Here is a 14,666-nt window from a genome sequence, read left to right on the forward strand (position 1 = left end):
ATCCCGGTTTGAAACAAAAAGTTTCCCGGTGTGAAACGGAATGGTTTCTCGGTGTGAAACACTTCGTTTCTCGGTGAGAAACAAACAGTTTCAAGGCATGAAACAACTAGCTCGCTTAAAAGGATTGAAAAAGAGCTCATGCTTGAAGAGAAAAATCTCTACCGATAAGAAATAATTAAAGCAATAAATCCCTGCTCCAACATTGTGGAACAGGGATTTATTACATTATTATGGGTTGTTTTCTATGATAACTCTGATTACAACCGTTCAATCAATTGTTTACTGGAAAGTTGGTGTATAACTTGAAGCTATTAGCAGGTATAACAACAGGCTGTTCAGAACTGTTAGTCACATTCAATGTTTCACCATTCAATTCATACCAATCTCCCGTGTTACCAAAGTACACACCTGTATTAATCTGTTCATTCTTGAAATTGCCTACTACAACCAGTTTCTTTGTAGTGGATTCCAATCTTAGATAACGACCTTTATCCCAATCGGAAACACTTACTTTCCAGTCTTTGAATGCGTTGTCGCTGAATAAGTCCGGATTATCATTGCGTAATTTCAGCAAAGTGCTATAAGTGTCGTATAATCCTTTCCGATATTGGTCAGTAAGATAATCCCATTTCACAGGCTTGGCATCAGTATTCTTTTCAGTTCCCATTGTTCCATCGTACTTATACATTATGGAATAATCATATCCTAGTTCGCCAAACTGCCAAATCATTTTCGGTCCTGGAACGGTCAGGAAGAAGGCTGCATTTGTTCCCAGTTGTTTCATGCGGATATCAAGACCTGCATTTTGAAGATTGCCAAAAGCAGTTTGCTTGTATGCAACTCTTTCTTCATCATGGCTTTCCATGAAATTAACCCATCCTTCAGCAGGCATTCCGCTATTTCGCATGTATGAAAAATCAGAATTGCTTGATTCTCCCATTCCGGATTGGCAATAGCTTTCATTCATATTATGCCATAGTTTCATCCCTGCTTTAGCCAATTCTGACTCTTCATCCAAATTGCAGAAGTGTTCGAGAATCATCACTGCATTAGGATTGGTCGTATTCACTGTTTTATAGTAATCTTTCAAGATAACAATACGGGAGTCATCTTTGTTGCTTGCCGTTGATTCATTGCTCTTGTTTTGAGTAAATCCTTTGGTTAAGTCAAAACGGAAACCGTCAAACTTATACTCTTCCAACAAGAACTTCAAGTTACGTTTTACAAATTCACGTACAAGCGGCGATTCGTGATTGAAGTCATGGAATACGCTGAATGGATGCGGAGCATCGACATTGAACCACGGATTATTCTTGGCTGTCTTGCTTTCTTTCGAATTCCAATAAAGTTTAGCAAATGGATGACTGCCAGTAGCATGGTTGTAGACTACATCCAGTAATACTGCAATGCCTTGTTTATGACATTCATCAATGAATTGCTTATATTCCTCTTTCGTTCCATATGCTTTGTCCATTGCAAAATAATAACATGGATTGTATCCCCAGCTATTATTCCCGTCGAATTCTTGTATAGGCATCAGTTCAATCGCATTCACTCCCAGACTCTTGATGTAGTCCAAATGTTTAGTAGCCTCTTTGATTGTACCCGTAGCAAGTTCGGAACCTACTTGTGTGAAGTCACGGAATAGTAACTCATAGATTACCATATTGTCAGGATTATCAATCTTGAAGTCGGATACTTGCCAATTGTAGGATGCCGGTTTTGTTTGGAATACGGAGACAATGCCTGTTGTCTTTCCATTCGGATACTGTATGGCACTAGCCGGATAAACTCCTTGTTCTACAAGATATTTATCGTTCGAGCCATCCAGCACTTTTTCACAATAGGGGTCGCCAATACGAACATTGCCGTCTTTTTCACTACCCATGTAATATTGGAAACCATACTCTTTGGCGGGGTCGATGCCTGTAACGGTGTACCACCAGAAGTGTTTGTCGTTATCACGCTTCATCTGATATTCAGTACTAAGTTCCCAATCATTGAAGTCGCCAATGAGACAAGCATAATCCTTGTAATTGTTATCCGTATCCAAATCGTATAGTGCGAAAGTCACAGACGTTCCGTCAGCCGATGGATGGATACCCGCTTCTTCTACCGGGCAGGCAGCTATCTCTACCGGAGCCGGTGTGAAAGTCTTGTCTCCTGTTACTGTGATAAAAAAGTCGCTGGTTTTCTTTTCGTCAGTCAACGCTTCATTATTGCGGAAGAGGATGCAGACATTTTGAATGTTTGCTGCATTTTCCGCGCCAAACCATTCGCGTACTGTCGGGGCAAGTGTAAAGCACCAAATATTATCCGCCACTTTCTCTGCCTTGTATTTATCTTCATTTACCCCCCATTCCGTAGGAACATACATCCAGTCATTGATACCGATGTGAACATATACATCACCTTCATAGCCGTACAAGTCGTCGCCGGCTGCTGCTTTATACCAGATTTTACCTTGCTTGTCGCCCTTGAATTTAGTGGGGTAATTATTGATTCCTTCTACCAATTCTTCGATAGACGGCTCGTGATCCAGTTCGGGGATTTCCGGACCGGTGATTAACATCTCATGGTTTTCGTCGGAACATGCTACTATCGTGAATAGACAGAGCAGCATCCAGAATATATGTTTTATATCTTTTTTCATAATGTATTTTCCATTTATTATTCTTTGATGAGGACTAGTCTACCGTTCAGATAGAATTTGATGGTATAGTTACCGGTTGCGTCCATTGAAATATTATCTCCAGCAAAAGGACTGGGTGTATCTAATGTTCCCCCGAAACTAACACCGGAGTCCCAACTGGAATTGACGCGGAGTTTAAATTCACCCACTGCCATTTCAGTCTTTGCAGTCCAGCATTTTTCTGTTGCATCATAAGTTAATTCTTTGCCGTTTTCCCATCCTCCTGTGGCTGTACCTATAATATCCATAGATGTTATTTCTGTTGCAGAGACGTACTTGTCGTCCAAATTGACTACAATGTAATAAATACCCTGTGGTAAAGATAAGTTTCCACCATCATTTGTCATACCTTCTTTCGAGGTAAAATAGTCATATCCATAATCAAGTCCGCCATTCGAACCATCCGGCCAATAGGGCTGTGCGGTAAACTTAAAGCCACCGTTCAATTCCGACATTCCCCAATAAGCATTGTTTCCTTCTGGCTTATATAAAGTCGGTGCTTGTGAAGGCTTCCATTCCTGATGATTTCCTGGTATCCATAAATGAGGTGCATCCATTGTTTTCTCAATCTTGTAAGTGCCTTCCATCATGTTGATAGAGATTCTAACTGATTTATAATCACCACCGGATATTTTGATAGGATTTGCTGTTTCTGATAAAATGAGATTACCTTCTGGAGCATCGTTGTCAGCATCAACCGCACCAAGTGATTTGCCTGAGTTGGATTTAATCAGGAAATAGGCATCTTTTGCACCGGTGTTATCTGTAACCAGAGCAGGAACTGTTGTTGTAAAGACTGAATTGGTATAAGGATCACCACTTGTATTAACAAATGCTACATTCTGTTCCCAAGTCAGAGAGCCATTAATATAATAAGCTCCCTCAATCACCGGTGCTTTCGGAGTTACTTTCAACTCATAGCTTTCAACCGGTGCCGCATATACTGTCTTTCCGACAGCCACGTATGCCGTTAATACAGCATTCATGGTACGTTCTACCGGACGGATACCATATATTTGCGCCACTGCATTCTGCAAATCTTCCGTTGCTACGTATCCTTTGTCGTCTACAGTTAAAGTCACTTTATTATCTAACTTCATTTTATAAGATAAAGTGGCTTCTTCTTCAACGGCAGGAGTTGTAAATACGGCAACCGCTACGGATTCTTCCTCGACATTTCCAAGATTAATCGGGGCTACACCTGTAGCTGTAAAAGTTATTTTGTCAGCAGCTTCTTCCTGTCCGTAAGACTGTGGGGAAGCTACCCCTTCATTAAAATCTTCGTTGCAGGCTGTTAGTGCGGCAGCCAGTAACACGGTTATATATATTGATAATTTTTTCATATCTATCTGCATTTAAGATTAATCTATTTTGCTTTGAAGTAATAGCACTCGTCCAGTTCGTTGAACAGTACAGTATAATCACCCGGTTTGCAACTGATGGTAGCTCCATCAACAAATGAGCCAAACGGGAATACCTCTCCACCCCAAGTCTTGTCGCCGGAAGTAAATTTGGCTTTGCAGCTTGCCGCGATTGTTATGTCGGCATACCATACATGTGAATGCTCCATGGTAACTTTGGTCATGTTTACAGATTCCGAACCATAAATCAATGTGACGGCATCATATTCTGTCGGTTGAGTTTCAAAAGTAGTAGCTTTCATTGTCAGTTTATTTTCAAGCGTATTGAGATGAAGTGTGTACCAGCCGGCCGCATTCACTTTAATATTTTGAGAGTTCTTGTCATTTACCAAATTGGTGAATCCTTCGCTGTCAGCATTTCCCCATTGGTCGTCCCATGCACCGGGAGTAGCCACTACCTTAAATCCTTTATCTGCTGGGATATATCCTGTGTAGGTAAATTCTCCTTTACCAGTATTGGCATCATACGCATATCCTTTTACCAGTGACATCGAGAAATAAGCGGTACCTGCTGCCATTGTCGGATTTCCCCAGGGAACTTCACCGATGAAATCGCTCAGTAAATAATAAGTGGCAGGAACGGCATCAGATATATCCATATAATAAGGTATAACTTTCAATTCAATCGAATTGGAATGTATAGGATACCCTTTATCTCCGATATGTGCGTACAAACGTACAAATACACTCATCGGTTCGCCGTCATAATCATTCTCCGATGTCCAGCCGGCAAGTTTTACGATTGCCTTATTCAATTCCTGTGTGTTGGCATCCACTTTGGCTGATGTAGATATGGAAGGTAGTGTCAGATAAGAGGCGTCTGCCGTTTCCGTTTCATCAGTCCATTTGTCTGTTAAATCCGCTTGCATGGTGTAAGTCACTACGGCAGGGTAGCCATAGTCCGGTTGCGTACAAGTCAACTCGATATTCTTGGATTGATTTAGGTCATAGACGTTGTACGTTGCATTGGCAGGGGTGTTCAATACAAAAGTAGTAGGTTCCTGTATGGTAGGATTTGAGTCCCTGTCATCCTCGCAGGCGGTCAGCAGGGCTGTCGCTACTAGTATGGACGTCAATATATTTATTTTTTTCATATTACTCTGTTTATTTAAAAGTATAACTTCGGTCTGATTTAATACTCGGGATTCTGATCCAGATTTGTATTCGCATTGATATCATTGGCAGGAATAGGATAAATGTTGCGGAACTCTTTTATTTCAGTACCTTGTTTTTCTCCACCTTTCCAATCCCAGTTATAGTCGGTGTGTCCGCCGAAATCGCCGAAACGAATCAAGTCAATGCGGCGGCGACCTTCAAACCAGAACTCACGTGCCCATTCGTCACGGATGTCCGTCAATGTATATGAATCAGATTCGGCGGCGTTCGCACGCTTACGGATTTCATGCATAGCGTCTATGGTCTCCTGAGTAGAAACACCATTGTTGGCACGGATGCTGGCTTCTGCTACAATCAGATAAGCTTCTGCCATACGAAGAAGAGGTATATCCATATCAGGATTATCCGTATCGCTTGTCAGTCCGTTGTCTGCACGGATGTTCGAGAATTTGGCACATGCGAATCCGTCCGTAAAGCTCATATTGTCTCCTGTCGACGTACTTCTCTGCACTCCGCACATCAAGGCACGGTCATCTTTTGCTGCCACTACCATTTGGTCTTCCAATACGGAAGGAGCATCATTTACGTTCGGGAAGAATTTGGCTACCATTGCCTGGCGACAATGCGGACCACCCCATCCTTGTTTGCTTCCCCAGGGATTCATGCCTGTGTCACTTTTGTGCGTACCTGCAATCAAGAACAGCGAACCACCCCAACTCTTGGTTCTCACACCATCTTGCAAAATCGGAAGTATCACTTCCTGTCTTGCCTTGTTGACATTGCTGCCATCATTATCTGCCATGAACAGGTGTTTGTAGACAGGAGCCAGCTTATAGCCGGAGCCAATCACCTTCTGGGCATATTCCTTGGCTTTTCCCCATTGAGGCGTGCCGGTATAGACTTCTGCGTTGAGATACATACGTGCCAGCAATAACCAGGCGGCAACACGGTCTACACGGCCGTAAGTCGTTTGAAGCGGCTGTGCCAGTGTGGCGGTGGCGTCGTCACCGATTTCTTTCAACTCTTCTTCAATCTTCGCGAAGAGATCCGCACGTTGTATTTGCTGAGGCTTCTCTGTCGATACTTTATCGCAATACGGCGGATTGCCGAACATATCCATCAGGTAGTAGTTGTTCAAAGCACGGATAAAACGTACTTCTGCACGTTGGCGTGTCGTTTCATCATCTGTCAGTCCTTCCGTTTGTTCCAGGAAGTAGTTGCACAATGTGATGTCAAATGTCAGACGGTAATAGAGTCCTGTCACGATTTCATTGGAAGAACTCCAACTGCAATCGGCAATAGTAGCGACACCGGCATCGTTCCATGAATTGACAATCGCTTCATCTGTCATCAATTGGTTGGCACACCAAGTCATACGGTAGAAAGAGGAAGTACCTTCGTCGATGTCGTCCAAGTCACCGCTTCCGTCGGGGCCTTTCTGACCTGTCAGTCCGAGGGTTCCATATATCTTGTTAAAAACGCTTGCCTGGTCGAATGTCATCACTATATTCGGGTCGATAGGAGTCGCATCCAGGTCACCGATACATGAAGTCACGCTGACTGCCAGTAATAGTGAGGCAGCCGATAGGATTGATTTTATATATCTGAATTTCATAATTGGTATTTTTAGTAGGTTTAGAAATTAAGGCTTAAACCGATTAATGTAGTCAGAGGACGCGGATAAATATTGTTATCCAATCCCTTTTCTACTTCAGGGTCAAGTCCTTTGTATTTGGTGATAGTGAATACGTTCTGTACGGCTGCATATACGCGTCCGCCAATCGGAGCGCCGAACAGCTTTTTGAACGAGTATCCCAAAGTGATGTTGTCACATTTCATGAAGGAAGCATTCTGTACGAAGTAATCGGATAATAAGGTGTTGTCGTTCTTGCTTTGGATATTGTTTGCCACTCCCATCAACGGGCGGTTGTTGAGTGCGCCGAATGAATAGACAGAGGTCGGGTTGCAGTCGGAACCGCCTGCTTCGACAGAGTTATACACATAGTTGTTCAGGCTGGCGCGCAGTGAGAAACTGAAATCCCATGACTTGTATGAAAGACGGGAAGTAAGTCCCATAAGTACGTCGGCTGTCGGCTTTTTGTAGAAGTAGCGGTCGTCACCGTTAATCGTTCCGTCTCCGTTGCGGTCTACAAATTCGTTCTCTATAGGCTTTCCATTCTCGTCATACACTTGCTGGTAAACATAGAAGGAAGAAGCCGGATGTCCTACGGCGTGCGCCATTGCTTTCATATCACGTCCGCCACCGATATTGTCTCCGGCAGCAACATAATAATTTTCGCTATCTCCGGTAGTTAATTGGGTGATTTCGTTTTTGTTGTAAGTGATATTGAAGCCAAGATCCCATGTCCAGTCGGTAGTTACAACCGGTTTTGAATTAATGGAGAATTCGATACCTGAATTTTCTAATGAACCGACGTTGGACAATACCTTGTTTTTGAAGTTCGTTCCGGCAGAAACGAATACGCTGTTCAGCAAATCGGTGGTCTTACGATAGTAATAATCCACAGCACCGTTGATGCGGTTGTTCAGGAATCCGAAGTCCAAACCTACATTATAAGTGGTCGTCTTTTCCCATTTCAAGTCCGGGTTGTATGCATTCGGGCGGTAAGTGGTTCCTTCTCCCAGGATAGGATAGTAAGCCCCGTCTTTGTTTGTCTCATAAACAGCCAGATACGGATAGTCGCCCGAATTGATATTCTGCTGACCGGTAATACCATAGCCAAGACGAAGTTTTAAATCAGAAAGTACATCAACGTCTTTCAGGAAAGCTTCTTCTTTCAACTTCCATCCCAAGGCAAAAGACGGGAACAATCCCCAACGGTTGTTTTTGTGGAAACGGGAAGAACCATCCTGGCGTACGGTTGCCGTAAACAGGTAACGGTCCAACAGTGTGTAATTGACACGACCGAAGAAAGATACAAGATAACTTTCCGTAGCCGAACCACTTGAGGTATTGTTGTAACGCTGACCTCTGTTCTCTACCACGTTGTTCGACAGCGGATAGAGTCCCCAATATTCCTGGTCGGACGTATCATGGAAGTGCTGCCATTCATAGCCTGCCATTACATCGAAACGATGTTTGTCAGTAAAATCTTTGCTGTATTGCAGGTAAGCATTCAAAGAGAGGTTGTACTTGTCTTTCTGTTCCCAGCCATAGCTGCCATAATAGTTGTTGGTCGAAGAATAGGGAGAGACATCCGTATATTGCTTACCCGTAGAGAGGTCCATGCCACCGTTCACGTGTGCGTGCAAGTCCGGCAAGAAATGAAACTTATAATCCAGTTCCAGATTACCGATTAAAGATTTGGAGATGGCACGGTCGTCCTTTTCTTCCAACAAGGCAACCGGATTACCCGGAGCATTGCCGTTGAAAGTACGTTTCCATGTGTCGTCATTCAAAGAAGAAGCGTCCGTATTCCATTGGAAATATCCGTCGAAATAATATTGATGGTAAGGATCGTCGGAGCGGACGGACTGTGTAGGGGCAAAGCTGACCGCAGAACCTACCGCACTACCGTCAGCGTAGCGGTTCTTGGCAATCATACCTTTCAGGTTGGCATTTACTTTCAGATGGTCTTCAAAGAAAGAAGGAGCCAAGCTGACAGAAGCCGTATAACGTTCGAACTTGGATGTTTTCACAATACCGTTCTGGTTGGTATAACCGAACGATACACGGTAAGGCATATTCTTCAATCCACCGGAAATGGTGAGGTTATGGTCTGTACTTACGGCTGGGCGGAATATTTCTTTCTGCCAGTCGGTGTTGGCATTTCCTAATTTGCTATAAGCTTCGCTGTCTTCTCCCCAAATGTCTTTGATGAAAGAACGGAACTGGTCTCCGTCCATTACGTCGACGGTAGATTTTACAGTGCTGACAGATACATTGCCGTCATAAGAAATGGTAGGACGTGCGCCTGCCTGACCTTTCTTCGTTGTAATGATGATAACGCCATTAGAAGCACGCGAACCGTAGATGGCGGTAGCCGAAGCATCTTTTAATACGGTAAAGCTTTCAATATCATTCGGATTGACCATAGACAGAGGATTGGCCAAACCTTTCACTCCCTTATTATCCATTGCCAGACCGTCGATTACAATCAGCGGGTCGTTTTCTGCAGTCAGTGAAGAACCGCCACGAATACGAATCGTTGCGCCCTCGCCCGGAGCTCCGCCTTTGCTGATAACGCTTACACCGGCAATCTTACCAGTCATCATATCCTGTGCGTTGGTAATCAAACCTTTGTTTAGTTTGTCCGGTTTGATGGCCGTAACCGAACCGGTCATATCGTTCTTTTTCACCGAGCCGTAGCCGATAACGACTACTGCGTCCAGTACTTGAGAATCATCTTCCAATGTAACCATTACAGTAGAAGCCGCTTTCACTTCTGCTGATTTATAGCCGACGAATGAAACGGAAAGAATGGCATCTTTCGGTACATTCAACATAAAGTTACCATCGAAATCAGTTATTGTTCCATTGGTTGTACCTTTCACCAGTACGTTAGCACCGATGACAGGCTCACCCGTTGTGTCTTTCACATGCCCCTTGACAGCTATTTGCTGAGCAAATGCTCCAATGGAAAGGAAGAGTCCCACCAATAATGTGAGCAGGGCTTTTAGTCTTAAGCTCTTTTTCATGTCTCTAATTTAAAGTTATTTTATCAAAATCAAATATATCTCTCTAAAAAATACCTACTGAAAACTATATTCTCCCAATCTTATTCCCTAAAATTTCTTTAGTCCTTTTACTTCCGCTTTATCCTTTACTTCCTTGATACTGATGGCATAACCGCCACCGTTGGCAGCGCGCAAGTTCAGTTTGCTTTTGTTTGTCAGGATACCTTTTTTGATGGTATAAGCTTGCGGATTTTCTTTCCAGTCGGCATCTTTAGCATCCGCATAAACAGTGGCAATGTATTGTTTTCCCGGTGTGAGGAAGTCGAATACCAGTTTGGAAGTATGACCGTTCTCACCGGCTGTACAACCTACATACCAGTCGCCTGTACCTTTTGCCTTACGGGCGATAGTGATATATTCTCCCGGTTCTGCTTCCAGATAGTTTGTTTCGTCCCAGTCGATTGCCACGTCTTTGATGAATTGGAAAGCATCCATGAAACGTTCGTAGTTTTCAGGAATATCGGCAGCCATTTGCAGCGGGCTGTACATGGTCACGTACAAGGCTAACTGGCGGGCGATGGTAGAACGTACCTGTGAATTGTTTGCAGGATTCATCTTGTTACAATGAGTTTCGAAGATACCCGGAGTGTAATCCATCGGGCCGCCGACCAAACGGGTGAAAGGAAGTATAGTTGTGTGATATACTTTGTTTCCGCCGAATGATTCGTATTCGGTTCCGCGTGCGGATTCGTTGCCGATTAAGTTAGGATACGTGCGGCAGATACCTGTCGGGCGGGTTGCTTCGTGAGCATTTACCATGATTTTGTAGTCGGCTGCTTTCGTCACTGCATACAGGTAGTGGTTGTTCATCCATTGTCCGTAGTGGTGTTCGCCGCGCGGAATGATATTGCCTACATAACCGCTCTTTACAGAATTGTAACCGTTGTCTACCATAAACTGGTAAGCCTTGTCCATATGGCGTTCGTAGTTGCGGACAGATGCGGAAGTTTCGTGGTGCATCATCATCTTGATACCTTTGCTCGCTGCGTAACGATGTACTTCTTTTACATCGAAATCCGGATACGGAGTGACGAAGTCGAATACATAGTCCTTGCTATTGCCGAACCAGTCTTCCCAACCTTCATTCCAGCCTTCTACCAATACAGCGTCGAACCCGTTTGCTGCGGCGAAGTCAATATAGCGTTTCACGTTGGCAGTGTTGGCAGAATGTTTGCCGTTCGGTTTGGTTTTAGAGTAATCCGTTTCTCCCAGTTTTACGCTAGTCAGTTCGTCGGTATAAGCCCATGAACCTTTTCCGGTAATCATATCCCACCATACGCCGATATATTTCACAGGCTTCACCCATGAAGCGGCATCTGCGATTTTGCATGGCTCATTCAGGTTCAGAGTGATGCGGGATGCAAGAATATTGCGGGCATCATCGCTGACGATAACGGTACGCCACGGAGTATTACAGGGAGTTTGCAGATAACCTTTGTCTCCTTTAGCATCCGGAGTCAGCCAGGATTCGAATACCATATTTTTGTCGTCCAGATTCAGGTGCATACATGAGTAATCGATGAGAGCAGCTTCGTGAAGATTGATATATAAACCGTCATCCGTTTTCATCATCAGTGCAGTCTGTACGCCTGTCTGTGAGAAAGGAGTCTGAGAAGAGTTCGGAGTAATGGCTTCTTTCATCAAACCTCTGATTTCTGACAGGCGGGAGATAGTGTAATCATATTCCTGAGTCTCATAGTCGCCCGGTATCCAGTAAGCGATGTGGTCGCCTGCCATTGCAAACTGGGAATGTTCTTCTTTGATGATGAAGTAGTTCAGAGATTTCTGCTGCGGGAATTCGTAGCGGAATCCTAAACCATCGTTGAACAACCGGAAACGGATAAGGATAGAACGGTCGTTCATGGGCTGATACAGCGTGGCTGCCAGTTCGTTATAATGATTGTGGATTTCTTTTTCTTCTCCCCATACCGGTTGCCAAGTTTCGTTGAATGTGGAAGTCTTGACGTCTTTCACTTCGAATCCGTTATAAAGATTAGTCTTTGAATCAAGTTTTGTCAGATCCCGGCGGTCTACCCAGTCGAAATCTGTGCGGGTATTATCTTCTTTCTTTAATTCCAGTCCCAGGGTACTTGGTTTGATAACCGTTTTGCCTTTATAAATCAAGTCGTACGTTGGAGCACCTTCTTTGTTAACCTGGAAGGTCATTACTAGATTTCCATCCGGCGAAGTGAGTTTCTGTTGTGCATTCGCTATAAACGAGATACAGAGAAATGCGATAAGCAAAAGATTCTTTTTCATTTTATTTTTATGGTATTAAATTGTGAGCTAACCTATGTTTTTATTCCTTTTGTTTCGGATATTGCAAATGTAGCGACCGTCTGAACTGAGTTTTCCAATTAGAATAAAAATACAAGTTAGTATAAACTTTATTATTTTGATTTATAGCTAAATAACTGCTTGGGTACTTCGGATAAATATAAGTCGTAGTGAACTTCTTTAAAAGGATAAAAGGTATATCCCACGGCTCGGAAGTGTTAAATCCTTTCCTAATTCTACTTTTTTATCTTCCAATACATTGTATGCAGAAGTATCAGGCAGTATTTCCCGGTAAGTATCCAAACTGATAGTCTGTTCCCGGTCTGTTCCATTCAGGAGAACAACGACTGATTTATCACCCTGTTTCCTTTCGTACGCATAGATACCTTTACTCGGTGCGAAGTGTTTCAGTTTTCCTTTGGCTATAACTTCGTTTCCTTTTCTCCATTGGAGCAGTTTCTTCAGATAAGAGAAAGCTTCATTTTGTAGCGGAGTGCGGTTTGCCGCATCGAAGTAATTATGAGTATCATTTTGCCAGCCGCCCGGAAAGTCACAGCGAAGTAATCCGTCACCGTTGGCTTTATCGGCAGCCATCAGGATTTCTGTTCCGTAATATATTTGTGGAATTCCGCGTGTTGTCAGAAGGAACACTAATGCTTGTTTGTATCGGTTCAGGTTTTTAGTATCCGCTTCCGAACGATAAAAACGGGAAGTGTCGTGATTATCCAGGAAAGTCAATAGATTCATCGGGTCGGCAAAGACGATATCTTGCGACAGGTATTCGTAAAGTCGGCACAGTCCGCCGTTCCAGTCGGTTGTTTCCTCATCGAAAGCTTTGTTCATATGTTCCATCAATGGGAAGTCCATAACAGTGGGCAGGTAGGTGTTTTTAGGATAGGTCAGTTTGCTGTCTTTCTGCCAATAAGAGATAAGTACATTGCTGCCTAACCAAGTTTCGCCTACAATATTGAATTTGGGATATTCTTCGTTCACTGCCTTGCACCAATGAGCCATCATGTCAAAGTCCGCATAAGGGTGCGTATCCTGGCGGATTCCGTTAATACCGGCATACTCTATCCACCAGATACTGCTCTGAATCAGATAAGTAGCTACATGGCGGTTCCGTTGGTTGAAATCTGGCATAACCTGGCTGAACCAACCGTCAACTGCTATTTTCTTTTCGTAATCAGAAGCATACGGGTCTAGTTGGGTGGCAGTCTTAAAACTTGTCTGCACATAGTTGCCTTTGAAGTTGAACCAGTCTTTGGATGGCATATCCTTATATAGATAGTTTTCACTACCGCAGTGGTTGAAAATCATATCCATGACTACTTTCATCCCTTTGGCATGTGCCTGGTCTACAAGGTTCCGGAATTCTTCATTATTCCCAAAGCGGCGGTCTGCCTGATAATAATCAGTGATGGCATAACCGTGGTAAGAGCCTTCCTTCATGTCATTCTCCTGAATCGGATTCAGCCATATGCTCGTCACACCTAAGTCTGCGATATAATCCAGATGCTTTTCTATCCCTTTGAAATCACCTCCATGGCGGGCGAAGGAGTCGTTGCGGTCTACTCTGGCTTCCAACATTCCGGAAATTATATCATTAGAAGAATCACCGTTAGCAAAACGATCCGGCATAATGAGATAAAGCACATCGCTAGAGTTGAAACCTTCTATCTGAGAAGAACCCGGCTTTCTTTCTTTGAGTTCATAAGGAATTACAGTCTGTTTTTTACCTTGTTTCAGAATCATGTTGAATGTCTGCGGGGCTGCTTCCGAGATATTCAGATAGACAATCAGATAATTTGGATTTTCTAGCTTGACAACCTCTTGCAAGGTGATGTCTTCGGAAGAGATACTGACTTCTGCAAATGCTATATGTTCTCCATATAGCAAAACCTGCAACTCCGGATTTTTCATACCTGCCCACCAAAAAGCAGGGACTACTTTTTTTATGACAGTTGCGGCATATACCGGGCTGCAACCAAATAGTAGTACAAGTAAGATTACAAATAGAAAATTCTTTTTCATGGTAACATAGATTTTAAATGTTTGCTCGGCGAACCGATGTTGCAAATGTAGGGGGATAGGGGAAAGCATTTGGGGACTAGAATATAAATATAAATACTTGTGATGCTCATTTTGTTGAAAATGAATGCATTGCTTGTGAAAAGACTATGAGAAAATACAAGTAGGAATTAAAATTATTTTGACCGTCTGTTTCATAATCATTACTATATTCATTATATTTGTGACATCTTTAAAAAGTAACCTATGAGAAATATAGCCTATATCTTAGCTTTTCTTTTAGTTTGTCCGACTTTACTGTTTGCGACACAGACGGATGATAATGCGGCAGTCCTTAAAAGACTGGATGATATTGGCTCAGTCTGAAACCTTGGGGGATTGCGTTAAAATTCTTATTTTTGCATCATGAAAACATCCTCTTCCCAAACGAT

At 43.2% G+C, this 14,666-nt stretch carries 7 protein-coding genes; all 7 read right to left on the reverse strand.

Features of this window, described 5'->3' with window-relative positions; genetic code table 11:
* Nucleotides 1-271 precede the first annotated feature (271 nt).
* Entirely contained in the window at nt 272-2,653 is a 2,382-nt protein-coding gene (locus KFO40_RS16545) for an alpha-amylase family glycosyl hydrolase (RefSeq protein WP_211146598.1), read from the reverse strand.
* Between the two features lie 17 nt (nt 2,654-2,670).
* Entirely contained in the window at nt 2,671-4,035 is a 1,365-nt protein-coding gene (locus tag KFO40_RS16550) for a DUF5115 domain-containing protein (protein ID WP_248005599.1), read from the reverse strand.
* Nucleotides 4,036-4,058: 23 nt separating this feature from the next.
* Complete coding sequence (locus KFO40_RS16555) at nt 4,059-5,207, reverse strand: SusE domain-containing protein (protein ID WP_211146600.1); 1,149 nt, start codon at nt 5,205-5,207, stop codon at nt 4,059-4,061.
* Nucleotides 5,208-5,245: 38 nt separating this feature from the next.
* Nucleotides 5,246-6,844 (reverse strand): RagB/SusD family nutrient uptake outer membrane protein, encoded by a 1,599-nt coding sequence (locus KFO40_RS16560; protein WP_008016762.1) that lies wholly within the window; start codon nt 6,842-6,844, stop codon nt 5,246-5,248.
* A gap of 20 nt (nt 6,845-6,864) precedes the next feature.
* Nucleotides 6,865-9,888 (reverse strand): SusC/RagA family TonB-linked outer membrane protein, encoded by a 3,024-nt coding sequence (locus KFO40_RS16565; protein WP_211146601.1) that lies wholly within the window; start codon nt 9,886-9,888, stop codon nt 6,865-6,867.
* Nucleotides 9,889-9,975: 87 nt separating this feature from the next.
* The gene (locus KFO40_RS16570) at nt 9,976-12,186 is read right to left on the reverse strand and encodes a glycoside hydrolase family 97 protein (protein WP_211146602.1); all 2,211 of its coding nucleotides are present in this window, start codon (nt 12,184-12,186) and stop codon (nt 9,976-9,978) included.
* 198 nt (nt 12,187-12,384) lie between these two features.
* The gene (locus KFO40_RS16575; RefSeq protein WP_211146603.1) at nt 12,385-14,238 is read right to left on the reverse strand and encodes a glycoside hydrolase family 13 protein; all 1,854 of its coding nucleotides are present in this window, start codon (nt 14,236-14,238) and stop codon (nt 12,385-12,387) included.
* Nucleotides 14,239-14,666: the final 428 nt, after the last annotated feature.

The sequence above is a fragment of the Bacteroides sp. 1001302B_160321_D4 genome (genome assembly GCF_015667765.1).
Lineage (GTDB): Bacteria > Bacteroidota > Bacteroidia > Bacteroidales > Bacteroidaceae > Bacteroides > Bacteroides xylanisolvens.